We start from the raw sequence: 25,512 nt of genomic DNA, 5'->3' as shown, positions 1-25,512 counted from the left end.
TATTTTTTTAAAAAATCTAGTCTACAGCGCCGTCTTTCATCTTTTCTGCATTCTCAGCAAATTGCAATGCATCGATAATTGGTTGAATATCACCATCCAAAATAGCAGGTAAATTGTAGGTGGTCATACCAATTCGGTGTTCTGTAAATCTTCCTTGTGGGTAGTTATACGTACGGATTTTTGCCGAGCGGTCACCTGTCGATACTAGAGTTTTTCTCTTAGCAGCGATATCACCGTTCTTTTTGTTCAATTCAATCTCGTAAAGTTTTGTACGAAGCATCTCCATCGCCAATTCGCGGTTAGCAAGTTGAGAACGTTCTACCTGACAAACCACGACAATTCCTGATGGTTTATGTGTCAATTGTACTTTTGTTTCAACCTTATTGACGTTTTGACCTCCGGCACCACCAGAACGAGAAGTTTGTAATTCAACATCGCCAGGATTAATTTCAACATCGACTTCCTCTGCTTCTGGAAGCACAGCAACAGATGCTGCAGAAGTATGGACACGACCCTGAGTTTCTGTATCTGGGACACGCTGTACTCGGTGTACACCCGATTCATATTTCAATTGTCCGTAGGTATCTTCACCGATTACTTTTAAGATCACCTCTTTATATCCACCAGAAGTTCCTTCTGTTACATCCATCACCTCAACTCTCCAGCCTTTGGTCTCAAAGAAACGGGTATACATACGGTATAAATCACCTGCAAATAGGGCAGCTTCATCACCTCCAGTACCACCACGAATCTCCAATATAGCATTCTTGTCATCTTCTGGATCCTTGGGAACTAACATCATGCGGATCTCGTCTTCTTTCTCTTCTTTCGTACTCAATAAGATATCAAGCTCTTCTTTCGCCATCTCACGAAGCTCTTGATCTTTCTCATTGCTGATGATATTTTTATTTGTTTCGATGTTGCTGACCATATTTCTGTAAATATGGTATTGGTCTACAATTTTGCCTAAATCTTTGTACTCTTTATTTAATTTAGCAAAACGCTTCATATCTTTGATGGTATCTGGATTGCTTAATTCAGCCTCCACTTCTTCCCATCTTTCTTTTATAGCTTGTAATTTTTCTAGCATAATTCAAATAATTCAAATCCTGCTATAATAGCAGGAGCTTTTGAGCTTACAAAAGTAAAGAAATTTTGTCGCTTTTATAACAGTTCTTGTGCTTAATGTGAAGAAACTGCTTTAAGACCTATAATGGAAGCAATAAGTGTGAAAATGAAGAATATGCGCCAGAAATCTGCACTTTCTTTGAAGAAAAATATACCAATTAATACCGTGCCCACAGCACCGATTCCTGTCCATACGGCATAAGCTGTACCCAACGGTAATGTTTGTGTCGCTTTGATCAATAATCCCATACTCGCAAAAAGAGAGATAACAAACCCAAGATACCAAAGATACATTTCAGCACCCTCACTTTGTTTCGCTTTTCCTAGACAAGAGGTAAATCCGATTTCGAATAACCCTCCTAAAATTAGTAATATCCAATTCATATCTTGATGTATTTGTTTCCACAAAGATGATTAGAAATAGCTGGATTATTTTTTACATATGTTAAAAAATTAACGAATGGAAGCACGTATGCGACTCAAGGTAACCTGAGAAATTCCTAGGTAAGAAGCGATATAGCCTAATTTGATGCGGTTGATATAAGTTGGGTATTTCGCAAGGAGATCCATATATCTGGTTTGGGCAGAGTTGAATAGCTTAGACATCGCACGTTGTTCGATTTTGATGAATTCGTACTCTGCGATCTTTCTGCCCAGATTGGCAATCCGAATATTTTCTTCGTACAACTTAAAAAGAGCAGTAGGGTTTATTTTAAATAAAATAGCGTCTTCCAAAATGGAAATATTTTCATACCCAGGTTGATTACGCGAATAGGTATTGATGGACATCAACATACTGCCAGCATCGTTAAAATCTAATGTAATTTCTCGATCAGGCACTTCGTAATATATTCTCGCCAATCCAGACGACAAAAGGTAGATGTCGTGTTGCAGTTTATCTTGTTGGATAATAATGGTATTTCTAGGGATGTGGACGACTGTGGTGATCGCCTCAATAGCAGCGATATCACTTTCCGCTAATGGATAATAGTTCAAAAGGCACTCCCGTAGGCTTTTGCTTATTTCACCCATTTTTCAAGCACAAGTTCTTGACCGTTCCAAACCGCATAGGTGTGATAATTAATCCATTCTCCGAGGTTTATCACACGACTTTGATCCGAAAGTTTCCTATCATAGGGGAGATGGCGATGGCCGAAAATATAAAAATCATGGTGGGTTTTCGCTTCCATCTCTTTTGCGTAGCCAATTAACCATTCTTTATCCTCACCTAAGAATTGCTCATCTGCATTATTGGCAAGGCGACTATGTTTCGACCAACGCGTAGCGATACCAATCCCTAAATTGGGATGTAAACGTGCAAAAAGCCATTGACAAGTTTTGCTGCGGAAGATTTTCTTGAGTAGCTTATACTTCCGATCTCCTATACCTAATCCATCTCCATGATGCAAATAGAAAGTTTTATTATCGCGTTCGATAATGAATTCATCATCAACAATCGTGGCTTGAAGTTCCTCTTTTAAGTAACTGAACATCCACATGTCATGATTGCCCTTGAATACGGTGAGTTTAATACCAGCATCCACTAATTCAGCTAATTTTCCTAAAAATCGAATATATCCTTTCGGGACAACGGTGCTGTATTCAAACCAAAAATCAAAAATATCACCTACTAAATAGAGTTCGGAAGCATCGTGCTTGATATGGTCAAGCCAAGAGATAATGAGACGCTCTCTTTCTTTGGACTTCTCTAAAGGATAAGATCCTAAATGAAAATCCGAAGCGAAATAGATATTTTTTGCTGTTGACATGTGCTCAAAACTACCTAAATCACTTCGGATTTCAAATTTATTCGTTCGAGTCTTTTTTATTTGGGACTCATGATTGTTCTACAACTAAGGGTTTTTCTTAAGCGATGCAATTAAAGAGGCGAGATGTTCTTTCGCTTCCGAATCCACAGATTCAATCGCTTGATTCAATTTCGCTGGAGCTAATTTTTTGATTGCAAGTAGAGACGCACTGATGACTGCATATGACTGTTCTTTCAAACCTTTCTCAATGATCGACAAATTCTTTTGATCACGACTATTCCCTAAAGCAAAGATGGCAGAAGCACGTACCTTTGTTTTTGGATCTTGTTGTGCGATTGCAATAATTTTAGACTCGACCAATTTTTTTAGAGCAGGATCATTTAAATCCAATCCTTGTATCGCAATAGCCCGAAGATCCTCTTCCTTATCATCTAGAGCTGCTATTAAGATTTTGGTTGTTTCAACGTTCTTATTATATAAAGCATAACCAATTGCTTTGCTTCGATTAAAATAAGTAGGTACATTTTTATATTGATAACTATAATCTGCTTGTGTTTTATTGTCACGAACTTCACCTACTAATATTTTAGCGGGATCAAAATCGATGAAATCAGGCTTTTGAGCAAAAGGGAAAGTAAATTCTTGCGCACGTTGATTCATAACAATAGACCTTGTCTCTTTCCCATTTGCGGTATAGAAATCAATATTTAGCGGTAACGTGAAGGTTTGTACGGTACTATCTTGAATTTGTTTAATGGCTAATTTCTGAATACCATTTTCATAGGTATATTGAATGTCCAATATGGGATGTCCACCTTGATAATACCATTGATTGAAATAAGGATTCCAGTCTTTTCCTGTCACTTCTTCCATCGCCAACCGAAGTTGGTGTGTCTCTCCAGCCTTATGGGCATTGTCTGTTAAATATTTTTGTAATGATTTATAGAAAGCAGTATCTCCCATTTGATTTTTTAACGCATACAGAATAATAGAACCCTTTGAGTACGAAATATTATCAAACATATCCTCTTTATCATTATAATAAAAGCGAGCTAAGGTTGGGCTTTGTCCATTTTTAGTCGATCTTAAATAGCTTTGAAGCTTTTCGAAACGAGATTTATCTTCTTTGTCCTGACCGCCATCATGACCGCGCCAGATGACTTCTCCAAATGTGGCAAAAGATTCATTCATCGTCAGATTTGACCATGATTCAGCAGTCACCAAATCACCAAACCATTGATGGAATAACTCATGTGCAATAGTCCCTTCCTGGTTATCATCAAGCAATTCACGTGTCGTTTTTTGAACAGATTCACCATGTAGGGTCGCAGTTGTATTTTCCATCGCTCCGGACACATAGTCACGAGCCACCACTTGTGCATATTTATTCCATGGATACTCGACACCTAAAACTTGGCTGTAGTACGCCATCATATCTGGTGTTTTTCCAAAGATTTGCTTTGCAAATGGGGCATATTTAGGCTCTAGATAATAATCTACAGGAATAGATTTATATTGATCTTTAAAAATTTTAAAATCACCAACAGCCATCATAAACAAATAAGGAGAATGCGCTTGGGTCATTTTCCAGGTATCTGTTCTCGTGCCATCTGCATTTTTCTGTTGATTAGTCAATGCACCATTGGAGAGCGTTGTATACTGATCCTTTACGGTTATTGAAATTTCAGATGTTGTTTTCTGACTAGGCTTATCTATCGTAGGAAACCAGACCGAAGAGGCTTCTGTCTCTCCCTGTGTCCATATTTGAATAGGTTTGTTAGGATCTTTTCCATCTGGATTGATAAAGTACAATCCCTTGGCATCCGTAATAGCAGCACTTCCTTTTGCTTTTAGCTCATCAGGTTTTGCCGTGTAGGCAATGTAAATGGTATAGGAATCTGTCGATTGAAATGTCTTTCCTAAATGAATCAACAGCGATTCACTATCGTATTCATATTTTAAAGCTGTTTTCTGTTTATCATTTTGCAAAGAAACTTCCTTGATATCCATTCCTTTTGCATCAAGGCGTAAAGAGTCTGTGGGATAAAAATGCGGTTTTAATGTCACCCATTCTTGCCCATAGAGGTAACGTTTGACATAATCAAACTTAACATCCAATTTCGTATGAATCAGATCATTGACTTTGGTTTCTGTAACACGGTATTGCTTAATGGGTAATAGCGGGTTAGTTTGTGCGAGAGAAGCAGTGAAGCTCATACTAGCCAAAACACCCAAAGTGAAAAATATTTTATGAATCATACGATTTTAGTTTATGCGGATGCAAAATGCGATATTTTCTGTATTAAACGAATTTTTGATTGTAAAAAGTTTTGTACAATCTAATAAATTAAGAGAACGAGAAACAAATTTAATTTTGTTAATTTTGTTTATAACCTTATTTGACAAAATATGAATAAAAAACTGAGTTTAATTTTAACCGTAATTGCAATGTCAGCCATACAGCAAGGGAATGCCCAAGGAATGAAATATCCAGATACAAAGAAGGATCAAGTCGTTGATGAGTATTTTGGAGAATCAGTTCCCGATCCATACCGTTGGTTAGAGGATGATTTAGCAACAGAAACAAAGGATTGGGTTGTTGCGCAAAATAAATTGACTTTTGATTATTTAGCACAGATTCCTTATCGTGATCAATTGAAAAAGCAATTGACAGATATCTGGAATTACGAAAAAGTAGGTACTCCATTTGTTGAAGGTGATTATACCTATTTTTATAAAAATGATGGTTTACAACAACATGCTGTTTTGTATAGAAAAGCAACGAAAAGTGGAAAGGAGGAAGTATTCTTAGATCCCAATACATTCTCTAAAGATGGATCAACCTCTTTATCTGATGTGAGTTTTTCTAAAGACGGGAGTTTAATGGCTTATTCGATTTCCGAAGGCGGTTCAGACTGGAGAAAAGTCATTGTTTTGAATACCGCAGATAAGAAGCAAATTGGTGAAACCCTTATTGACATTAAATTCTCAGGTATCGCTTGGAAAGGAAACACCGGATTTTATTATTCAAGCTACGATAAACCAAAAGGTTCAGAGCTGTCTGAAAAAACAGATCAACATAAGGTATATTTTCATCAATTAGGTACTAAGCAAACGACAGACAAAATGATTTTTGGAGGGACGGAAGTACCTCGTCGTTATATTGGTGCATCTTTGACAGATGATGAACGGTTTTTAGTTATTTCTGCTGCAAATACCACAACAGGTAATGAATTATATATACAAGACTTGTCTAAGCCAGGAAGTAAAATCGTCAATATTTTAAGTGGTTTTGAAAGCAGTACATACATTGTGGATAATGATGGCGAAACTTTTTATCTGCAGACCAATTTAAATGCCCCGAACAATAGACTGGTAAAAACAAATATTCTTCACCCTGAGGCTAAAAACTGGGTGAATGTGATTCCTGAGACAGAAAATGTTTTAGCAATTTCTACTGGTGGAGGTTATTTATTCGCCAATTACTTAAAGGATGCTATTTCTGTGATTGAACAATATGATTTTACAGGTAAAAAGATTCGTGAAATTAAATTACCAGGAATCGGTACTGCTGCAGGGTTTTCAGGAAAGAAAAAAGAGAAAACCATTTATTACGGTTTTTCAAACTATATCACACCATCTACAAGTTTCAAATTTAATGTAGATAATGGTCAATCTGAGGTTTATATTAAACCAAAAGTAAAGTTCAATCCTGATGATTTTGAATCAAAACAAGTGTTTTATACCTCAAAAGATGGTACAAAGGTACCAATGATCATCACCTACAAGAAAGGACTTAAACTAGATGGTAAAAACCCTACGATCGTCTATGGCTATGGTGGTTTTAATATCAGCCTAACCCCTGGATTTAGTGTGTCGACAGCCAATTGGATTCAAAATGGAGGTGTATATGCTGTTGCAAATTTAAGAGGTGGAGGTGAATATGGACAAAAATGGCATGATGGCGGTCGTAAATTCAATAAATTGAACGTATTTAATGATTTCATCGCAGCTGCTGAGTATTTACAAACCAATGGGTACACTTCACCAGACTATACCGCTTTGTCGGGAGGTTCTAATGGTGGATTGTTAGTGGGTGCAACGATTACGTTAAACCCTGCTATTGCAAAAGTAGCCTTACCTGCAGTAGGTGTATTGGATATGTTGCGTTACCACACCTTTACTGCTGGAGCCGGTTGGGGATATGACTATGGAACAGCAAATGATAGCAAAGAAATGTTTGATTATTTGAAAGCATATTCACCTGTACATAATGTTAAGGCTGGTGTGTGCTATCCTGCAACGCTCGTAACAACAGGAGATCATGATGATCGCGTAGTACCTGCGCATTCGTATAAGTTCGCCGCAGAGCTTCAGGCAAAACAAAACTGTGAGCGCCCAGTTCTCATTCGGATTGAGACTAAAGCAGGACATGGTGCTGGTCGATCTACAGAAGTTGTTATCAATGAGACAGCCGATAAATTTGCTTTTACACTTTGGAATATGGGCATAAAGACATTAAAATAATTATCATTTGAAAGTAAATCCACTCCCAAAAAGAGTGGATTTTTTATAGAAAGACTTATTTTTACTTAAAACAAAGATATAATGAGTACAAAAGCATATGCTGCCTTTTCGAAGTCAGAAGATTTAAGAGCACATGAGATCCAACGTCGGGATCTAGATGATAAGGATGTGTTTATTGATATTGAATATTGTGGTGTTTGCCATAGTGATATTCATACCGCGAGAGCAGAATGGGGAGAACCTCATTATCCAGTAGTGCCAGGACATGAAATTATCGGTCGCGTGTTAGCCATAGGAGCGAAGGTGACCAAATACAAAGTAGGCGATCTGGTAGGAGTCGGCTGTATGGTTGAATCCTGTAAGCATTGCCATTCTTGTGATGAAGGCTTAGAGCAATATTGTGAAAATGGATTGATTGGAACCTATAATAGTGCGAACTCGAAATACGGAGGTGTTACCTATGGTGGATATTCTGAAAATATTGTAGTAGAAGAAGATTTCGTGCTGCGTATACCCACTAATATTGACATAAAAGCAACAGCACCTTTATTGTGTGCAGGTATCACAACTTGGTCTCCATTACGCCATTGGAATGTAAAAGCTGGCGATAAAGTAGGTGTTATTGGTCTGGGTGGATTAGGACATATGGGCGTGAAATTTGCTAAAGCAATGGGTGCTCATGTGGTCATGATTACAACATCAGCAGAAAAAGGAGAAGACGCGAAAAAGTTAGGAGCAGATGAAGTGTTACTTTCTAAAGATCCAGAACAACTCGCGAAACACAATAATACATTTGATTTTCTGTTGAATACGATTCCAGTAGGACATGATGTTAATCCATATTTGAACCTATTGAAATTGGATAAAACGATGTGTATTGTAGGAGCTGTAGAACCTTTACCAGGCGTACATGGAGGTTTGTTGATCATGAAGCGTCGTCACTTAGCTGGATCACTTATTGGAGGTATCAAAGAAACACAAGAGATGTTGGATTTCTGCGGAGAGCATAACATTGTTTCTGATGTTGAAGTGATCGATATCCAAGACATCAATACAGCCTATGAGCGTATGATTAAGTCGGATGTAAAATATCGATTTGTTATTGATATCAAATCTTTGAAAAAATAGTATCCATAGTTATAAAACAAAGCGGCTGAAAATTTCTAATTTTCAGCCGCTTTGTTTTATCGTTCAATCGCGAACCCTCATCATTTGTTTATTGCCAAGTAGGAAGGTCACTCTTCATTTTAGTAAGCGTATCTTGATAATTACCTTGTTCGCCTTCCATAGCTAGCGATAACGCTTGTTCTTGCCACTTGATCGCATTCACTTTATCTCCTTTTTTATATAATAAATTAGCATAGGTGTCTAGATAAGCACTTCTCGTATCTTGTTCAACTGCTTTTTTACTCCATTTTAAAGCCGCATTGAGACAAGCAGCATCATTACACTTTTCAAAAATTTCCCACGCATAACTATTTAATTGATTCGAAGTTAAATCTTCAGAAGTTAAATAGTTTTCAATGATAGCAGTGAAAGCAGGCCAATTATGGGATTGCATATAATATTGTGCTTTCATAATCTTAAATATCGGCTCAAAATTGATATTGCTATATTTTTGGCTTACCTCCGTTTTTAAAGATTCCCAATTAGGTTCTGTATTAAAGTCGATTTTCTTTCCTAATACTTCATTGACAGCAACAGAAGCAACAACACGGTTAGCTTCCCCATTTTTACCTAATAAGGCATCAATTTTTTCAGGCTGATTACGCAATAATTCAAAAGCCTTCGATTTCGTTGTACGTGTATTTGTTATTAAATAGGTTGCACATTCTTTAGTTAGATCCTCAGGCCTTGTATGAGAAAGAATAATATCTTCAACTTTGATCACAGTAGCCTCATCGTAAGCCGTATTTGCCGCTTTTACCATACGATGTGCTAAAGGTAAATCGGTTGGATTATTTTCAAAAGTCTTTAGCAGTGTATAATATTGTGTTTCTGGATTTAAAGCCTCTTTTGCGCGTGCTATAAATTCGTCCGCTTCTCCACCACCCACCATGCGGTGAACAAGCTCTCCCTGTGGACTGAATACTAAAAAGGTTGGATATGCTACGATGTTATAATCTTTAGCAAAGCGCTCGGCTTCATTGTACCAACTTTTCACCCCTTCATTATCTTTGTCTGTTTTATCCATTTGGATTTTTGTACTCACAAATTGAGCGTTGAAGAAATCACCAACTTTTTGTTGAGGAAATACAGTTGATGACATATATTTGCAAGGACCACACCAAGTCGTAAAGACATCAACAAAAATATATTTGTTTTCTTTCTTCGCCTTTTCTTTAATTTGATTCCAGTCCAGTCCCTGCTCAAATGTTATTCCTTTTTCTTGCCCTATAGCGATAAAGGGTAAAATAAGGAGGAATAAAAATATCTTTTTCATAACCAAGTATTAAATAAAGTTTTTAATTGGATTTCCCTTGTCTACTAAAGTTATGTAATAAAATTGTAAAAAAATAGGTTACAGAAATTTATTTCTGTAACCTATTCGTTAATCATTATTTATGTGCGATTAGATCTTCAATTTAGACTTTAAATCTTTTTGAATACCATCTTTATGTACTAACAAAGAAGTTGTTTTGTAACGAACAAATTCTTTAGTTACATATAAATACCCTTTATAATCGTTAGATACTCCCCAAGAGTTTTTAACGATATAGTATTCTTTACCATTTTGATCTTTTACTAAACCAACAATGTGCATACCATGATCATCAGTTGTTTGGTAGTTATCAAAAGCCTTTTGTCTTTCTTCAGCGGTAATTTTAGCTTCTGGTTTTGGACCTACAAACATTTCTTGTTGTTCTTTTGGAGTCATTTCCTCAAAAGGTTTTGTCGGCACATAAGCCACACCATTTTTCCAGCTAAAACTTTTTTCAGATACATCGGTCGCCCAAGCAACAGTAAATCCTTTATTTAAAGCGTTGTCAATAATATCAGTCAAATCATTGATTTGTACATTATAGAAATTATCAAACGACCAGTTGTCAGGGATCAATAGCACGAATTTGTTGTAATAAGGGTGATCCGTTACAGAAGCAATCGGTACATAATCGTCTGGATTGATACCAATCACTTGATCCGCAAAAGTACGTGGTGTATAGCTTTTACCTTTGTATTGGAAGTTCGCAGGAACATCTCCTAAATAAGCATCCATTGCAGCAGCATATGCTTTTTCCCAATTTGGAGTTAACGTTTTGCTCTTCGTAAAAGAAGCTAACATGCCATCCAACATCGTAGTCATCTCACCAAAGTTATTTTTATCTGATCCATAATGTAAACCAGTATATTCTGTTTGTGGTAATGCCCCGTATTTACGGAAAGCATTTAATACATCATGAAATTGACCACCTTCACCTAAAGATAAACCACCATGTAAACGAACATAGTTTTTAGCTTTATCTAAATACGTATTACGAGCGGAGTAAATTTGTGAAATTTCAACAGGTTCTTTTCCCATTCTAATCATTTCTGATTCTAAAAAAGAATTCCCAGAGTATGACCAACATGTACCCGAAGAACCTTGGTTTTTGATGGAAGTATTTTTTAAATTGATAACCTCAGTAAATGTGAAGCCATCTTTACTGTTATCGTTTTGATTTGTTTTTAAGGCGTTGATTAAATTATCCTGTGCCTGTGATACTTGTAAAGAAGCAACAAATAATGATGCTGCTAATACCAGTGACTTATTCCAATTCATTTGCTAAAAAATTAATGATTTTATGTTGCTAAATTAAAAATAAATTTAATTAACATCGTGCTAAACTTAATATTTGATTGTAATAAAATTGTGCATATACAAAAACGGGGCTTTTAAGCCCCGTTTGTTAATTTTCTAAGTTTAGATCTTCCTTTTTTGGAAACATTAAAGATGCGATAACGCTAATTGCTAATATGCTGACGATGACAATCAATGAATGTGACGTCGAGAATCCAAATTCCACTAACCAATGGTGTAATAACATTTTCAAACCTATGAAAATCAATAAAAAGGCTAATCCAACTTTTAAATAGTGGAATTTGTGAATAATATTGACCAATAAGAAGAACATCGAACGTAAACCCAGTATCGCAAAGATGTTTGAGAAAAATACGATATAAGCATCTTTCGTTACAGAGAAGATCGCAGGAATTGAATCTACAGCAAAGATTAAATCTGTAAATTCAATTACTAATAGTACCAAAAATAAAGGAGTCATATATTTGACGCCATTTTCAATGTGGAAGAAATGTCCTCCATCTAATTTTGGCGTCACTTTAAAGTATTTAGAGGCAAATTTTACAACAGGGTGATTCTGTGGATCTACTTCTTCTTCGTGATTTCTATTGATAAACATTTTTACTCCTGTAATCAATAAAAACCCACCAAAGATGTACAGAATCCATCCAAATTTAGTAATCAGCGCAGCACCTAAGAAAATGAAAATAAAACGCATCAAAACAGCACCAATTACTCCCCATACCAATACTTTATGGTAGTAACGCTCTGGAATGCCAAAAGAAGAAAATAATAGCACCATGACGAAGATATTATCGACGGATAAGGCATACTCAACGACATAACCTGTAATAAATTCCAAAGCGAGGTTATTGTTGTATAAAGCGATACTTCCTTCAAGATCACCAGGAATTATTTTCACATCGTGTACATGTGCTTTAATGATTTGTTGTAAGTGATTTAAATCTTGAATATTATGTAATTCGTGTCCATAATGACGAAGGATCCAATAAAAACCTAACGCTAATAATACCCAAATAAGACTCATAATTGCGGCACTTTTCAGTGAGATATTTTTGTCTCCTTTTGCAAAAACGCCTAAATCTATGGCTAGCATTAAAATAATGAAGATTAAAAATCCTCCAAAAAACATAATTTCGTGACTCATTTCTATTTTTTTCTTTCAGTTGTAAATTTGACAAGTTCTAATAATCCTGTTTTATATTCGTTATCAGGAAATTCATCTAATATTTTAAACGCATCTTTTTGGTAATCTAACATTTTCTCTGTTGCATATTGCAACCCACCACTTTGTCTAACAAATGCAATGACTTCCGCTACTTTTTTGTTATCCTCACTATGGTTTTTTACGAGATTGATGATCCTTCTTTTTTCTGCTTTGTCGGTTTGACTTAAAGCATAAATAAGTGGTAATGTCATTTTTTTCTCCTTAATATCATTACCAAGTGGTTTACCTACATCGTCAAGACCGAAATCAAATAAATCATCTTTTATTTGAAATGCAATTCCTATTTTTTCACCAAATGTGTGCAATTTCTTTACTGTCTCTTCATTTGCTCCAGAAGAAGCAGCGCCACAGGCACAACATGAAGCGATCAATGAAGCTGTTTTTTGTCGAATAACCTCGAAATAGATCGATTCCTCAATATCCAGTTTTCTCGCTTTTTCAATCTGCAATAATTCCCCCTCACTCATTTGTTCCACTGCTTCTGATACTATTTTCAGTAAATGATAATCATGGTGTTTAACGGAAAGCAGTAAACCTTTGGAAAGTAAAAAATCGCCAACTAATACAGATACCTTATTTTTCCAAATGGCATTCACAGAAAAGAAACCTCTTCGTTCATTGGCATTGTCTACCACATCATCATGTACCAATGATGCGGTATGGAGTAATTCTACAAGAGACGCTCCTCGATAAGTTGATTCGTTGATACCATTACAGAGTCCTGCTGAAAAGAAAACAAACATCGGACGCATCTGTTTTCCTTTAGTTTTGACAATATAACCTGTAATACGGTCTAACAAAGGAATGGAGCTTTTCATTGAAGCTTTAAATTCAGTTTCAAAAGTTGCTAATTCCTTTATGATGGGGCGTTGTATATCTTTTAATTTTAGCATGGAAGATGGTTGAAAACCACTATTATCTTCTTAAAATGTCTATAAATATAAGAAATAGATTATAATGAATCTATTGTGTCTTCTAGTTTGTGATACCATTCTTCTCCGTATTCGCGGATTAATGGATCTTTTAAGAATTTGTAAACAGGGACTTGTAATTCTTTGCCAAAAGTACAAGCATCTTTACAGATGTGCCATCGATCATAATGAAGGACATCAAATTCAGGGTAGTTCGTTGTGCGGATAGGGTATAGGTGACAGGAAATAGGTTTTTTCCAGTTGATATCACCTAATTCATAAGCCTTCTCTATCGCACATTTTGTGATTCCGTTTTCCCAAGTGACATAGGCACACTCTTTGTTGCCATCTACACACGGAGTGGTAAGATCACCATCCAGATCGATGACATGGGTGCCTTGTTGTTCTATCGCTTCTATACCTTTAGCTGTCATATAAGGTTTCACCTTTGGATATATTTCCGCAAGTATTCCCAGCTCATTTTGTTTCAATGGAGCGCCGGAATCCCCCTCTATACAACAAATGCCTTTGCATTTGGAAAGATTGCATACGAAGTCATTGTTGATCAAATCCTCGTGCACTAATACATTTCCTACTTCTATCATGATATTAATTATTTTGAATAGCTCACTCGTTGTCCGAGTTTATACTTCAAGCCATCGGCTTGGAGAAGCTCTAATGTGACAGATCCAATTAAAATGTCAACATTCGCTTTTACAGGAATACGATTCCCATCATTGGTTACCCAAAGATACAACTTACTATTCTTTTTGAAAATTCTACCTGGTTTGATTTCAGGACTAAATTTTAGGCATTGTAAAGATCCTAATTCTGTTTCAATGGTTTCGATACCAATATATTTTATTCCTAAAGTGGCGATTTCGTCATTTAAGAAATACGTTAATTTAAAAGATTGTCCCTCTTTTACGGATGACAAGTCTAAGTTTCTAGCAAAATAATAAGCAGATAGTAAATCAAATGTTTGAGAAACGGTACTTTTAAAATTACCTTTATTTCCACTTACCGCTTTATTTTTTTGATCAAAAGTTACCTTATCATTACGTCTATAGCCACCTTCTCTAATATTCTCCGTATAGTAATAAGGCAAATAACTTTTTCCATCAATGTAAGAGTTATATTCGTTTTTTACAGTATAAATGGCAAATGCACCAGCGGTTTTCCCTGTTGCATATAATCTAAATGCTGGAGTGCCTGATCCTGATTTGGTATCTGTGACTGTTAATAAACCTGTTGCTGCAGATAGAAACCCGTATTTCAATTTATATTGTAATTTTTCTCCACCTTTAAAAGCTGATTCTTTCAGGTGAGGAAGCTCTTGAGCAAATACTTGACTAAATAAACTGAATAATAATAGTGTTAAAGTGACTAGCTTTTTCATATACGTAAGAATACAAAAATAATTTTGGAAATACGAATGGAACTATTTCCGTTTAAATACAGGAACGGTAGAACACGGTTCGCCGTACATAATGCTTTTAGCAACTTTTGCTAATTGGAAGGAAAACTGTACAAAAGCAGATTCAGGTACTTTAATATCACCACAACCTTTTACAACTATCCGCTGATCTGTATATGGCGACATATCGACTTGAGCGATAGCCTGTGCAAATAATATGCGCTCTAATTCATCCAAATCACCAAACACAACAGTCGTCGCAAAAGGCTCTAATTTGGTTGCTAAAAGCATATAAGCCCATGTTTGTACAATAGCATCTGATGAACAAGTAATCGCTACATGTTTACCTGTATATTGAGACCAGTCATGTTCCTTGATAAAATCTCTAAAATCCTTCTCCTTTAAAATCAATCCATGAAAAAGATTATCCTTAATATCATATTGGACAAATTCACCAGTAGGTTTGAATTTAGCTAAATCGATGGTGATGATACCACTTTGAGCAACTTTATTAACAATGTCAGTTTGAATATCCATATCTAATAATAAAAAAGCCGGACGAGCTATCGTCCGGCTACAAAGTTAACTAAAAATATTCTAAAAGAATTTCACACGATTGTCAGTGATTTCCGCTTTATCTTGTAATGCTCTAAAAATCGACGCCCAAGCACGTTGCGTTTTACTCGCTAAAATTTGTTTTTTCTGTTCGTTTAAATCAGGAATTGCAGCAGGATTAACAAATGCATTAACCTGAACGGCAAAAATACCTTGTGTTCCTTCAATTGCTTTCGATGGTTTATTTGGTTGTAATCCAAATACAGTACCTACAACTTTGTTTTCTTGAGAAACACCTGGAATAACAGGGTTCGCCAATACAATATTTTCAACAGCTACAGGTGTTTTACCTAATTTTTGACCTACTTGAGCTAGAGAAGAAGCACCGCTTAAAGCTGCATTCATTTTCTCTTTCAGAAGTTTTGCTTTTACGGTATTCTTAACAGCAACTTCGATATCTTTTTTAATACTTTCCAATGGCACGATACCTTTAGGTTGCACATCCACTAGACGAGCTAAAATATAAGATTGCTCCGTTTCAAAAACGCGATCCGAGATATCACCTTTTTTCGCGTCGAAAGCCCATTTGATCAATTCTCTTGGTGCCTCGTTTCCATCTAATGTATTATCCATTGCTAATACACGACTAGCAGTAGTCGTTTTTAATCCTAACTTCTGAGCTTCTTGCGCAAAGTTTTGTGCAGTAGCAACCGTTAAGAATGCATTCGCTTTACTATGTGCATTGTTTAATGTTTCTTTACCGCTGATAATTGCTTTGTCGACAATGGCCGCTTTTACGTATTTCGTAGAACCAATTGAATTTTCAATTTTAATGATCTGAACACCATATTGAGATTCTACAATTTTGATATCGCCAGTTTTACTATTGAAAATAGCATCTTCAATAACGGCAGGCATACGTCCACGAGTCAAAGTACCAAGTTCACCACCATTTACTTTACTCGCTTCATCTGTGCTAAATTGAACAGCCAAAGTAGAGAATTTTTCTCCTTTAGCTAATAAACCTTTGATTGAATCCGCTTTTGCTAATGCCTTTTGAACACCACCTTCAGCAGTAGGGTTTAATAAGATATGGCTTGCTTTTACAGAATCAGGTCCCACAGTAGTTTGTACTACCTTAGCAATTTCAAGTGTACCATTCGATTCAAATGGACCAACAATACTTCCTGCAGGAGCGTTGAAAACAACAGAATCTAAAGCAGGGCTCAGTTGACCTTTCTTCACAAAAGCATAAGGATATTTGTTGTCTGAATTGATAGATGCAAATAACGAATCATTTGCAGCAGTTGCCAATTCTGTTTTTAACTTGTTGATCGTTTCTTTTGCAAAGTTGATATCTTTTGCTGTTGGACGAGCGTCTACGACAGCATACTCAATAGAGCGTGTTTCTTCTTGGTTTTTAAAGGAGTTTTTATGCTCATCGTAGTAGGCTTGATAATCAGCATCAGTAACTTTGATTTCATTATCTTTAACACTAGCATAATCCAACAACAAGTAATTGAAATTAGCCAATTTATTGCGTTGTTGATATTCATCATTAGCCTCTAAAGACGTAACATAAACACTATTGTTTAATAAACTTGAATATTTACTGTTTAAACGTTCTTCTTTTACAGCAGCTAACAACATTTCCCATTGTTGAGCAGCTTGTGCATTTCCAGATGTATTTACTTGAGAAATGAATGTTAACAATTGATTACGATCAAATTGTCCAGTTTGTGGGTTTGAAAAAGCTTGAACAATTTGATTGGAAGGATTTTTTCCTGTCACTAAATCATTTAATTCATTTTTACTTACATCTAAACCGATTTTTTCAATTTCACCTTTTAGGATTTCTTTTTGCAATAATTGATTCCATACCTGTTGAACAGCATATGATTTCATTTGAGGAGTCAAATTACCACCACCCATTTGTTGTTTAAACATCTCTGCTGTTTGATCAACTTGTTGATTGAATTCTTGATAATCAATTTTTTCTCCATTTATTTCTCCTACGCGATTTTGGTTTTTAGCCCAAAACGGAGTTCCAGATTTGACAACATCTCCTAATAAAAATGCTAGAATTGCGACAGCCATAGCTCCAGTTAAAATGTAACCAGCTCGGTTGCGCAAAAAGCTCATTAATCCCATAGTCTGTTTATTGTGTTTATATTGTTTAAATACTTAATATATCTTAATCCAAGCAATAGTATGCCTAAATGCGGTGCAAGATACAATTTTTATAAAAAAAAGAGTAATAATTTCTAATTAAGACAAACTTATTTACTTGAAATTTGTTTCGGACGGATTTTATTGCCCAAAAGTTGGGAACATGCTATTATCTTTTATAATCATGACACCAGTAGAATTTTGAATATTAATTTTCTTGAAGTCCTTATCAGAAGTAAAGGAAGAGCCTTGTAAATTCCCTCTATTGTCTTTGAAATAGGCGGTTATAGGTACTTGATTGTAGAAAGATTCTTTTCCTTCATCATACACGATTTCTTCTGTTTTGATGATTGATCCATCAGCCATGGTAACGATAACATTCTTTTTGAAGGTAGTCGTTTTGTTTGCTTCATGCTGAATGGCATAATCGGATGTGATTCTTTGTGTTTCCTTGACGTTTTTGTCGTAAAATATAATCTTTATACCCTTTGGAAATTCATATACCTGTGTACTATCATGTTTGATGCGCATTTCTGGGGCGCTCATTTCTGCTTTTACAATAGTGGAATCACTGTAAATAACCGTCACTTGGCGAGAAATATCCACCGCTTCTTCCTTTTTCATATTAGCGATCCGATCGACTTCTTTTAAATCGGGTTCACAAGCAGTAAAGAATATTGCCACTAATGCAAAGAGAAGCATTAGTGGCAATGTGTAAGCTTGTTTTGTGGCAATTGAATGGGTTGCCATATGTCGTTTACTATTAATCAATTTGACTTTTTCTAAACCAGCGGTCGTTCAATGTAAAACCAACATTCAAATTCACATATCGTTCTCTGATTAAATTATTGTTTAGCGTACCCATCTGTCCCAATTCAGCAGAAATATTCACTTTTGAAAAAGCACCTGAATAAGGGTTTCTTGCTAAAGGTAGACCAACACCAAAAGTAATTGCCATATCATTAATATCTTGTTTATTAATAAAATATTGCGTTTTGTTATAACGGAAACCTAAGCGGTAATCAACAAGCTTTGTATATTTAGACGATGTAGGATCAGGTGTGATTTGCCCACCAATAGCAAAACCATAATTTGTTTTCAGATTTTCTTCTCCCTTTCTCACTTGAAATTTAGACCAATCTGCATATTTAAATTCAGCACCTACCATCCAACGATTGGTTTTAGCAAATGTGATACCTATATTGTGTTTGAGTGGAAGATTTAAATCTCTTCTTACACGATCTGTACTAAATACCGTATCTAATGCAATGTTAGAATCTTCTTCTGTAACTGCTGGTTGTACACGAGTGGTATAAGACGTGGTCCGATCGTGAATGGTATTATTAAGTGATCCAGAATATCCTACTGTCAATGCGTACTCTTTATTGATGGGCTGATAGTATTGTGCTCCATAATCAAAACTTAATCCCTGAATTTCACGTTTGTCTTGTTGTTGAACATTCAACGCTCCGTAGTTGTAAGGGAATTCTGTTTTTCTAAAATCATTTAAAGTTCCAAATAGGTAAGCAATATTAGCTCCAACACTGATATTCTTCGTTACATTAACACCATAACCAAAATAAGCTTTTGTCAAACCACCTTCTCCAGTAAATACTTTTCTAAAATTGATAGAATCTAATTTTTGAACACTATTGGAATTGTATCCTAAATCAGAGTAAGGTAAAAGACCTAAACTAATACCTCCAGCTTTTTTCATAGGAAACGTCATGGTAATGTGGCTGAAAGCAAAATCAGCGGTATTATCTGTTTTACTGGTATTGCTTAATTGTGTAAAGTTACCATACAAGCCAGCATCGAAAGTACTAAACTGTGCTGCAGAATAAGAAGCAGGATTGCTTGGGTTTGTATTGTAAACGGAACCGAAATAACGAACTCCAGTTGATAATCCACCCATGGCACGTTGTTGAGGGAGTAAATCTTCACGCATTTGACCGAAGCCAAACTGTGAATAAGGAGATGCAGACGTCGATTTCTGCGCAAATGCTACCGACGAGCTGTATAATAAGCCTAAAGTCAATAACACTTGAGGTACTTTATTTGTAATGGAGCTTAAAAAGCGTTTCTGCATGATTATAGATTAAAGTTGCGAAACTAATATTTATATAAATAGTAATTTAAAGTTTTAAGTGTTTCAAAGATTCTAAAAATAGTCAAAAAAGATAGATATTATTGGTTAAAAATCTGTTCCAATTTATATTTTGCGATGATCTTATCAGCATACAAAACTATTTAATTTTTGCGACCTTGTAGAGTTGATTTTGTTAAAAAAGGTTAAACTCCTGATTGTTAAAATTTTAGAAAAACTGAAAGTACAAGATTGTTAAAATAATGATGACATAAACACTCTCAAAAATCCACTTTTTCTTTGCATGAGTAAAATAATACGCCATATAGATCGCCAATGGTGGGGCGCATAACAAAAAATGTGTTTCCGTAATTTGTTTGTTCCAGTAAAAAGAACCGAATGCAAAAATAAACATGAAAAACAAAAGCTGAAAAGATTTTCGAATATGGACGACACTCTTGAAAAAATTATCTTTCAGTACCAACAAAAATAGAATCAAGGTAAATAAGATTGGGATTAGAACAAAATAGTCATGCAGCTCCATGCTGATGGTACTTGGAAATTTGTTTGTCAATGGTAACCAGATTCCATAGAATTCTTTTATTCTTCCCAACCAGAGATAAATAACGGCAAGGATGAAATAGATAGTTGCAAAACCTAGTAAAGGGGTTATCCATTCTCTCCAATTGAACGGTCTAAAGATAATAAGACTTATCCAGAGCAGCAGAAACATGATAATAAAGGGAAAATAGATCAAGCTACCAATAGCTACGATCATCCCTAAATCAAACATTAAAGCTTTGATATCATGTCGATGATAGAGACTTAATAATTTACTAAGCATCCAAACGGATATAAAATTACAGATCAGAGCCGTTGAAATCACTAAAAAAGGTAAAAATAAGCTCGCTAATGTCAAATACATCAATGCAACAAGGAAGCTTGGTTTTCCCAATAAATTAAAATGACTGATGATCCTATTTAAAATCGTTGCCTGAATAATAGTAAGCGCCAAAGTGACAATCACATTCATTTGTGGTGAAAGTGTATGCATGCCATCTTTCCCTATTAAATTGCTTAAAGCGGGTTCAAATAGTATGGGCGTGAGTTGATCAGGCAAATGGATAAATACTCCAAAACATAAGAAAAATCCGATTAGAATTAAAAATATGACGTTAAAAGGAGTGTATTTCCTAAATTGACTGATAATCATGTTTGTCCTTTGCGAAGTGATTGCCTACAATAATACTATTAAATTCCGAATTAAAAGCTGTTAAAACCAACAATGCCATCATACTTGGATATGATAGCATTGTTGGAAATTTATTGTTTCCAATGCTATTTCTGTTCCTGTTTTTTCTCTAGTTTAGTTATTTTTCTATCCAGGATAAATAAATACCCGGCAACCCCTAAGAACAGAACTAACATCACCAAAACAACGACATATATTTTGCCTGAACTTCTTAGTCCAGTTGCCATATCTACATCACTTTGTGCAAATATATTTAATGTAGTCATTAAAATGAAAGCGATAGAAAGGGATAACTTTTTCATATTAATTATCAATAACTTTTTCAAAAAATTAATTAATTTCATTTTGCTTGTTTTCTATCAAGCGCATGCGATAACGTAAAGAGCACATCCATGTTCCCATTAAGATCCAACCAATGATGGCCGTATAAAATACGGGTCGCAACTGATTGTTCATATCCAAATTTCCGAAAGTAGAGTTACCACCATTACCTGGGTGCAATGAATCTGTTAATTTTGGAAGAATATAGAGCAATACAATCATGATCGGGAAGGCGAAAATATTATAAACAGCTGATATTTTTGCTCTTTTTTGCTCTTCTTCCAACGCATTTCTTAATACTAAATAAGCAAGATACATTAATGTTGCAATCGCTGATCCGTTTAATTTTGGATCATTCGGCCATGGATCTCCCCATGTAATATTTGCCCATAACATGCCTGTTGCTAAACCCATAAAACAGAATGTGATACCCGTATTCACTGCTTCTACAGCAATAAAGTCATATTCTTGTTTACCTGTATTGAGATATTTGATACTATATATAACAGAAATTAGATATAGGAAAATCATAGCAAACCACATCGGGACATGGAAATAAACATTTCTGATGGTTTCATGAAGAATAGGTAAGACAGGTACTGGTCCTAATAAACCAGCGATGATGACGAATGAAAGTAAGACTACTGCCAAAATTTTCCACCAACTTTTTCTCATTATTATGAATATTTTAAAACTTCAATTCTACGATTAATCACGCCAAAGGTAAGGAAATAACAACAAAGAAACAGTGATTGTAATGATATTAATTGCAAGTAAAACCACGATTTCATTGAGACTTTCTGCGCGATCCATCCCTAACATGGCATTTCGCGAAAGTTCAATCAACACAATCAGTAAAGGAATGATAACAGGGAAACTAAGAATAGCCATCAAGGTACTGTTGTTCCCGGCTTTTGACGTAATGCCAGATACCATAGTAAAAACAGAGGCAAAACTAATGCTTCCTAGTATAACAGCAAATAAATATAGACCTGGGTCACCCAATGGATTTTTAAAAATGACCGAATACGTTACATACGCAATAATCGCTAAAAAAGCCATTAAAAACATATTGTAAACTATCTTGGAAAGGATGATTGCTTTGGGGCTGACAATCGAATAGTAATAGAGTTGACGTTGTTGACTTTCTTGGATAAAGCTTTTATTAATTGCATTGACAGATGCGAAAAGCATGATAATCCAAAAAAGCGCATTCCATATCGTAGCATCTACAGATTTGAATGCTTGATAGCAAACAAACACTGTAGATATTACGTATAATAAAATGCTGTTAATGGCATATTTGGATCGCCATTCCAGGATGGCATCTTTATAGATTAAAGTTTTTACCTGTTGTAGTAAATTCATACAGCGCAAAGATACAAATGAAATGTAATACGCGGAATGAATCGTGCAACGACACTGTAAAATTTAAGAATGCTTATGCATTATCAACTTTATTTTTTGCAGTATCTACTGCCTCATCCACGTGGTTCGCTAATCTTTGTGCAGAACTATTTGTACTATTCAAGGCGTCTCTACCTACTTCCTTAGCCTTGTTTTTTAAAGATCCGAATTCGTCTACTGCTTTGTTTTTCAAAGCGTGTAACTCCTCAGAAGCTTGAGTAGCTAGTTTTCTCGCTCTCTTAGCCTCTCTTTTTGAAACATCTTTTAAAGAACGAGTAAGCTCCTTAATACCGTCATTAGCACGATTTAATTGTTTTTTACCATCGTCTGTACCCAACAAATACCATGTTGCAGCTCCTGCAGCCAGTCCTAATAACGCGAATGCTACTAATCCATTTTTATTTTTCATAACTCACAAATTTTATAAATTTCCTTTATATTCTATATTCAACTATAATACCAAAATAAACAGTTATATAGAAGAAAAGTTTTTAAGAGTAGTGAAAATTAACAATTTTTCACATTTGCACCTTTTGTTTTGATTGTAGCGAGTATAAATGGTGGTATAACCCACTTCCTTTACTCATCAGTTCAATATGATTGCCAGATTCAGATACAGTTCCGTTTTCAATGACGAGAATTTGATCAGAGTCTACAATAGTAGACAATCGATGCGCGATGATGATGGAGGTTCTTCCTTTCATGAGTTCTTCCAATGCCAACTGAACCAATCTTTCTGATTCCGAATCCAAAGACGATGTAGCTTCATCTAATATCAAGATCGCAGGATCTTTCAGTAGGGCACGTGCAATAGCGATACGTTGGCGCTGTCCCCCAGATAGTTTAACGCCTCTTTCTCCGACAAGGGTATCGTATCCTTCAGGGAAATTCATAATGAAGTCATGTGCATTCGCACGTCTCGACGCCATGACGATATCTTCAGCCTCAGCATCCAATTTACCATAAGCGATATTTTCACGAATGGTACCGCCAAATAAAAGTACATCTTGGGGAACAATAGCCACTTGGTTTCTAATATCGGATAATAAGTAGTCATCACTACTCATGCCATCATATAAGATTTCACCGGTATCCGGTTTGTAGAACTGGAGGATCAGAGATGCAATTGTCGATTTTCCGATTCCACTAGGTCCTACAATGGCTATTTTCTCTCCTGCTTTTGCATGGAAGGTAATTTCTTTCAGAATTTTGATATCAGGTCTGCTGGGGTAGGAGAAGGAGATGTTGTTGAAGGTTAAATCGCCGTGGAAATGTTTGCGAATTTCTTTTGAACTTTCATCAATGTTGATGTTTTCTGGCTCTTCCTGTAGAATTTCTAATACACGTTCACTAGCACCCAAGGCTCGCTGAATATTGGCATATAACTCTGGGAAACTGCCCATAGAACCTGCTACAAACATCGAATATAGAATATAAGTTGTCAGATCCCCAACAGACATTTCGCCTAAAAATACAAGTGTGGAGCCGTACCAGATAACCGCAATCACAGCACCGAAAATACAGAAGATAATAAAAGAAGCAAACGCACCTCGATAAGTAGCACCTTTGACAGCTAACTGAACGACAGCATCAAGCTGGTTCGAATATCTTCTTGTCTCGTAGTACTCATTCACAAAAGCTTTTACGTTGCTGATACCTTGTAATGTTTCTTGAACGATGGTATTGGAGGCCGCTAATTTATCTTGTGCCTGACGGGATAGATTACGGATGAACTTGCCAAAAACGATCGCCGTAACCACCAGAATAGGTAAGATACACAGATTCATTAAGGCCAGTTTTGGAGATACAAAAACCAATAAGGCTATCCCAAATCCTAAACTGATAAATTGCCTTAAAATCTCAGCCAATGTAGTGGTCATGGTATCTTGGATCTGAGCCAAATCTGCAGAAAGTCTACTGTTCAATTCTCCAACACGACGATTGGCAAAAAATTCCATGGGAAGGGATATCAATTTCTGGTAGGAATCGCGACGAATACAAGCCAATGACTTTTCCGCAATTTCTACAAATATTCGAATTCTAAAAAATGATAGAATAGAAGTGACGGTCAATATGGAAAAAGCTATTCCTCCAATTTTGAACACATCAGAAGGAAGCCAAGGATAAGTCTGCTTCCCTTCAGAAGCATCGATCATGGCACCTAAAAGTGCTGGGAAGGTTAGCATCGCCAAACTAGAAAGAGCTAAAAAAATCATCCCCATCAAAAATTTCATTCTAAATGGTTTTAGATATGAAAATATTTGAGAGGCTTTTTTAAATAATTCTTTATTAAGTTTCGGTTTTGGTAGTTCTTCTTCTTGTTTATTTCCGCTGTTAAATCCTCTTGCCATAACACCATCAATTTAATATTGAGATTTGCAAAAATAACGACTCTTCGTCAATCACTTATCATCCTTTAGTAAATTTTTGACTTCGAAATAGTAAAAATCCGAGAATTACGATCACAATCAATGCGATATATAAGAAAATATTACTGCTATGATCACTATTTTCTAATTTCCCAAGCTCCTTTTTCAAATTTTCATTTTCATTTTGAAGCTTATTAATCGTGCCCATATAGGCAGAAACCTGCTTGTCGTACTCATTGGCAAGATTTTGAAATTTCTGTTTCTCATCATCCTTGATATGAATCAACTTTTGAGTTTCTAAAAAAATATGATTGTCTGTGATGACGATGTTTTTTAAAATATCAATTGTTTTTTGCATATCACCTTTAGACTTGAACAATCCAAAAATGCCAGTTTTCTTTTCTAAGCTCACATCATACTCGCCGAATTTTACTTTTCTGTCCTCAATGAGTTTATTGACACGGACACGTTGCGCTTCAAAGGAAGTAGAATCTGTATTTTGAGCAGATGCAGGTATAGCTGTTAGTAAAAATAAGATGAAAGCAAATAGTTGTAATGACTTCATATAATCTTT

At 35.6% G+C, this 25,512-nt stretch carries 24 protein-coding genes; 2 read left to right on the top strand and 22 right to left on the bottom strand.

Annotation, left to right across the window (positions count from 1 at the left end):
• Positions 1-16: 16 nt before the first annotated feature.
• From prfA to LZQ00_RS13700, 5 genes are all read right to left on the bottom strand, one after another.
• Positions 17-1,090, bottom strand: coding sequence for a peptide chain release factor 1 (prfA, locus tag LZQ00_RS13720; protein ID WP_234509850.1), 1,074 nt, complete (start codon positions 1,088-1,090; stop codon positions 17-19).
• 92 nt (positions 1,091-1,182) lie between these two features.
• Positions 1,183-1,512 carry a DMT family transporter gene (locus tag LZQ00_RS13715; RefSeq protein ID WP_234509849.1) on the bottom strand — a complete coding sequence of 110 codons (330 nt, stop codon included), beginning with the start codon at positions 1,510-1,512 and terminating at the stop codon, positions 1,183-1,185.
• A 69-nt stretch (positions 1,513-1,581) separates the two neighbouring features.
• The gene (locus tag LZQ00_RS13710) at positions 1,582-2,160 is read right to left on the bottom strand and encodes a Crp/Fnr family transcriptional regulator (RefSeq protein WP_234509848.1); all 579 of its coding nucleotides are present in this window, start codon (positions 2,158-2,160) and stop codon (positions 1,582-1,584) included.
• On the bottom strand, positions 2,148-2,897 hold the full coding sequence (locus LZQ00_RS13705; protein WP_234509847.1) for a UDP-2,3-diacylglucosamine diphosphatase: 750 nt from the start codon (positions 2,895-2,897) through the stop codon (positions 2,148-2,150). Before LZQ00_RS13705 ends, LZQ00_RS13710 begins: the two co-directional genes overlap by 13 nt.
• A gap of 84 nt (positions 2,898-2,981) precedes the next feature.
• Positions 2,982-5,156: a M1 family aminopeptidase gene (locus tag LZQ00_RS13700; protein ID WP_234509846.1), complete on the bottom strand. Its 2,175-nt coding sequence runs from the start codon at positions 5,154-5,156 to the stop codon at positions 2,982-2,984.
• Between the two features lie 150 nt (positions 5,157-5,306).
• On the opposite strand from LZQ00_RS13700, the gene LZQ00_RS13695 reads away from it, so the two are divergent.
• Together LZQ00_RS13695 and LZQ00_RS13690 are read left to right on the top strand one after the other, a co-directional pair.
• The gene (locus LZQ00_RS13695; RefSeq protein WP_234509845.1) at positions 5,307-7,424 is read left to right on the top strand and encodes a prolyl oligopeptidase family serine peptidase; all 2,118 of its coding nucleotides are present in this window, start codon (positions 5,307-5,309) and stop codon (positions 7,422-7,424) included.
• Positions 7,425-7,505: 81 nt separating this feature from the next.
• Complete coding sequence (locus tag LZQ00_RS13690; RefSeq protein WP_234509844.1) at positions 7,506-8,552, top strand: NAD(P)-dependent alcohol dehydrogenase; 1,047 nt, start codon at positions 7,506-7,508, stop codon at positions 8,550-8,552.
• Positions 8,553-8,640: 88 nt separating this feature from the next.
• On the opposite strand, the gene LZQ00_RS13685 is transcribed toward LZQ00_RS13690, so the two are convergent.
• From LZQ00_RS13685 to LZQ00_RS13605, 17 genes are all read right to left on the bottom strand, one after another.
• Positions 8,641-9,867: a thioredoxin family protein gene (locus LZQ00_RS13685; RefSeq protein WP_234509843.1), complete on the bottom strand. Its 1,227-nt coding sequence runs from the start codon at positions 9,865-9,867 to the stop codon at positions 8,641-8,643.
• A gap of 129 nt (positions 9,868-9,996) precedes the next feature.
• Positions 9,997-11,184, bottom strand: a complete 1,188-nt coding sequence (locus LZQ00_RS13680) for an aminopeptidase C (RefSeq protein WP_234509842.1) — start codon at positions 11,182-11,184, stop codon at positions 9,997-9,999.
• A gap of 127 nt (positions 11,185-11,311) precedes the next feature.
• Positions 11,312-12,370, bottom strand: a complete 1,059-nt coding sequence (locus LZQ00_RS13675) for a TerC family protein (protein WP_234509841.1) — start codon at positions 12,368-12,370, stop codon at positions 11,312-11,314.
• A gap of 2 nt (positions 12,371-12,372) precedes the next feature.
• A complete protein-coding gene (locus tag LZQ00_RS13670) occupies positions 12,373-13,344 on the bottom strand; it encodes a polyprenyl synthetase family protein (RefSeq protein ID WP_234509840.1) in 972 nt (323 codons plus the stop codon).
• Between the two features lie 59 nt (positions 13,345-13,403).
• The gene (locus LZQ00_RS13665) at positions 13,404-13,967 is read right to left on the bottom strand and encodes a DUF3109 family protein (protein WP_234509839.1); all 564 of its coding nucleotides are present in this window, start codon (positions 13,965-13,967) and stop codon (positions 13,404-13,406) included.
• 8 nt (positions 13,968-13,975) lie between these two features.
• Positions 13,976-14,761 carry a DUF3108 domain-containing protein gene (locus LZQ00_RS13660; protein WP_234509838.1) on the bottom strand — a complete coding sequence of 262 codons (786 nt, stop codon included), beginning with the start codon at positions 14,759-14,761 and terminating at the stop codon, positions 13,976-13,978.
• Positions 14,762-14,803: 42 nt separating this feature from the next.
• Positions 14,804-15,316 (bottom strand): DUF2480 family protein, encoded by a 513-nt coding sequence (locus LZQ00_RS13655; RefSeq protein WP_234509837.1) that lies wholly within the window; start codon positions 15,314-15,316, stop codon positions 14,804-14,806.
• A gap of 60 nt (positions 15,317-15,376) precedes the next feature.
• Complete coding sequence (locus tag LZQ00_RS13650; RefSeq protein ID WP_234509836.1) at positions 15,377-17,485, bottom strand: SurA N-terminal domain-containing protein; 2,109 nt, start codon at positions 17,483-17,485, stop codon at positions 15,377-15,379.
• A 159-nt stretch (positions 17,486-17,644) separates the two neighbouring features.
• Complete coding sequence (gene lptC, locus LZQ00_RS13645; protein WP_234509835.1) at positions 17,645-18,253, bottom strand: LPS export ABC transporter periplasmic protein LptC; 609 nt, start codon at positions 18,251-18,253, stop codon at positions 17,645-17,647.
• Between the two features lie 13 nt (positions 18,254-18,266).
• Positions 18,267-19,592: an outer membrane protein transport protein gene (locus LZQ00_RS13640; protein ID WP_234509834.1), complete on the bottom strand. Its 1,326-nt coding sequence runs from the start codon at positions 19,590-19,592 to the stop codon at positions 18,267-18,269.
• Between the two features lie 226 nt (positions 19,593-19,818).
• On the bottom strand, positions 19,819-20,802 hold the full coding sequence (locus LZQ00_RS13635) for a DUF6427 family protein (RefSeq protein WP_234509833.1): 984 nt from the start codon (positions 20,800-20,802) through the stop codon (positions 19,819-19,821).
• A 125-nt stretch (positions 20,803-20,927) separates the two neighbouring features.
• On the bottom strand, positions 20,928-21,143 hold the full coding sequence (locus tag LZQ00_RS13630) for a CcmD family protein (RefSeq protein WP_234509832.1): 216 nt from the start codon (positions 21,141-21,143) through the stop codon (positions 20,928-20,930).
• Between the two features lie 28 nt (positions 21,144-21,171).
• Complete coding sequence (gene ccsA / locus LZQ00_RS13625; protein ID WP_234509831.1) at positions 21,172-21,837, bottom strand: cytochrome c biogenesis protein CcsA; 666 nt, start codon at positions 21,835-21,837, stop codon at positions 21,172-21,174.
• 33 nt (positions 21,838-21,870) lie between these two features.
• A complete protein-coding gene (locus LZQ00_RS13620) occupies positions 21,871-22,530 on the bottom strand; it encodes a heme exporter protein CcmB (protein ID WP_234509830.1) in 660 nt (219 codons plus the stop codon).
• 73 nt (positions 22,531-22,603) lie between these two features.
• A complete protein-coding gene (locus LZQ00_RS13615; RefSeq protein ID WP_234509829.1) occupies positions 22,604-22,978 on the bottom strand; it encodes a hypothetical protein in 375 nt (124 codons plus the stop codon).
• 109 nt (positions 22,979-23,087) lie between these two features.
• Positions 23,088-24,920, bottom strand: coding sequence for an ABC transporter ATP-binding protein (locus LZQ00_RS13610; protein WP_234509828.1), 1,833 nt, complete (start codon positions 24,918-24,920; stop codon positions 23,088-23,090).
• A 58-nt stretch (positions 24,921-24,978) separates the two neighbouring features.
• Positions 24,979-25,503, bottom strand: a complete 525-nt coding sequence (locus tag LZQ00_RS13605) for a hypothetical protein (protein WP_234509827.1) — start codon at positions 25,501-25,503, stop codon at positions 24,979-24,981.
• Positions 25,504-25,512: the final 9 nt, after the last annotated feature.

The organism is Sphingobacterium sp. SRCM116780, assembly GCF_021442025.1.
Taxonomy (GTDB): domain Bacteria; phylum Bacteroidota; class Bacteroidia; order Sphingobacteriales; family Sphingobacteriaceae; genus Sphingobacterium.
Note: the sequence above shows the minus strand (reverse complement) of the source record. Positions and strands in the feature narration are given on the sequence as shown.

What these genes read in the sequence shown, in the direction of transcription:
- LZQ00_RS13655 (WP_234509837.1), bottom strand. Translation starts at nt 15,316, where the DNA reads ATGGATATTCAAACTGACATTGTTAATAAAGTTGCTCAAAGTGGTATC.
- LZQ00_RS13710 (WP_234509848.1), bottom strand. Translation starts at nt 2,160, where the DNA reads ATGGGTGAAATAAGCAAAAGCCTACGGGAGTGCCTTTTGAACTATTAT.
- prfA (WP_234509850.1), bottom strand. Translation starts at nt 1,090, where the DNA reads ATGCTAGAAAAATTACAAGCTATAAAAGAAAGATGGGAAGAAGTGGAG.
- LZQ00_RS13610 (WP_234509828.1), bottom strand. Translation starts at nt 24,920, where the DNA reads ATGGCAAGAGGATTTAACAGCGGAAATAAACAAGAAGAAGAACTACCA.
- LZQ00_RS13615 (WP_234509829.1), bottom strand. Translation starts at nt 22,978, where the DNA reads ATGAAAAATAAAAATGGATTAGTAGCATTCGCGTTATTAGGACTGGCT.
- LZQ00_RS13640 (WP_234509834.1), bottom strand. Translation starts at nt 19,592, where the DNA reads ATGCAGAAACGCTTTTTAAGCTCCATTACAAATAAAGTACCTCAAGTG.
- LZQ00_RS13715 (WP_234509849.1), bottom strand. Translation starts at nt 1,512, where the DNA reads ATGAATTGGATATTACTAATTTTAGGAGGGTTATTCGAAATCGGATTT.
- LZQ00_RS13705 (WP_234509847.1), bottom strand. Translation starts at nt 2,897, where the DNA reads ATGTCAACAGCAAAAAATATCTATTTCGCTTCGGATTTTCATTTAGGA.
- LZQ00_RS13665 (WP_234509839.1), bottom strand. Translation starts at nt 13,967, where the DNA reads ATGATAGAAGTAGGAAATGTATTAGTGCACGAGGATTTGATCAACAAT.
- LZQ00_RS13700 (WP_234509846.1), bottom strand. Translation starts at nt 5,156, where the DNA reads ATGATTCATAAAATATTTTTCACTTTGGGTGTTTTGGCTAGTATGAGC.
- ccsA (WP_234509831.1), bottom strand. Translation starts at nt 21,837, where the DNA reads ATGAGAAAAAGTTGGTGGAAAATTTTGGCAGTAGTCTTACTTTCATTC.
- LZQ00_RS13605 (WP_234509827.1), bottom strand. Translation starts at nt 25,503, where the DNA reads ATGAAGTCATTACAACTATTTGCTTTCATCTTATTTTTACTAACAGCT.
- LZQ00_RS13670 (WP_234509840.1), bottom strand. Translation starts at nt 13,344, where the DNA reads ATGCTAAAATTAAAAGATATACAACGCCCCATCATAAAGGAATTAGCA.
- LZQ00_RS13685 (WP_234509843.1), bottom strand. Translation starts at nt 9,867, where the DNA reads ATGAAAAAGATATTTTTATTCCTCCTTATTTTACCCTTTATCGCTATA.
- lptC (WP_234509835.1), bottom strand. Translation starts at nt 18,253, where the DNA reads ATGGCAACCCATTCAATTGCCACAAAACAAGCTTACACATTGCCACTA.
- LZQ00_RS13695 (WP_234509845.1), top strand. Translation starts at nt 5,307, where the DNA reads ATGAATAAAAAACTGAGTTTAATTTTAACCGTAATTGCAATGTCAGCC.
- LZQ00_RS13690 (WP_234509844.1), top strand. Translation starts at nt 7,506, where the DNA reads ATGAGTACAAAAGCATATGCTGCCTTTTCGAAGTCAGAAGATTTAAGA.
- LZQ00_RS13620 (WP_234509830.1), bottom strand. Translation starts at nt 22,530, where the DNA reads ATGAATTTACTACAACAGGTAAAAACTTTAATCTATAAAGATGCCATC.
- LZQ00_RS13635 (WP_234509833.1), bottom strand. Translation starts at nt 20,802, where the DNA reads ATGATTATCAGTCAATTTAGGAAATACACTCCTTTTAACGTCATATTT.
- LZQ00_RS13650 (WP_234509836.1), bottom strand. Translation starts at nt 17,485, where the DNA reads ATGGGATTAATGAGCTTTTTGCGCAACCGAGCTGGTTACATTTTAACT.
- LZQ00_RS13680 (WP_234509842.1), bottom strand. Translation starts at nt 11,184, where the DNA reads ATGAATTGGAATAAGTCACTGGTATTAGCAGCATCATTATTTGTTGCT.
- LZQ00_RS13630 (WP_234509832.1), bottom strand. Translation starts at nt 21,143, where the DNA reads ATGAAAAAGTTATCCCTTTCTATCGCTTTCATTTTAATGACTACATTA.
- LZQ00_RS13675 (WP_234509841.1), bottom strand. Translation starts at nt 12,370, where the DNA reads ATGAGTCACGAAATTATGTTTTTTGGAGGATTTTTAATCTTCATTATT.
- LZQ00_RS13660 (WP_234509838.1), bottom strand. Translation starts at nt 14,761, where the DNA reads ATGAAAAAGCTAGTCACTTTAACACTATTATTATTCAGTTTATTTAGT.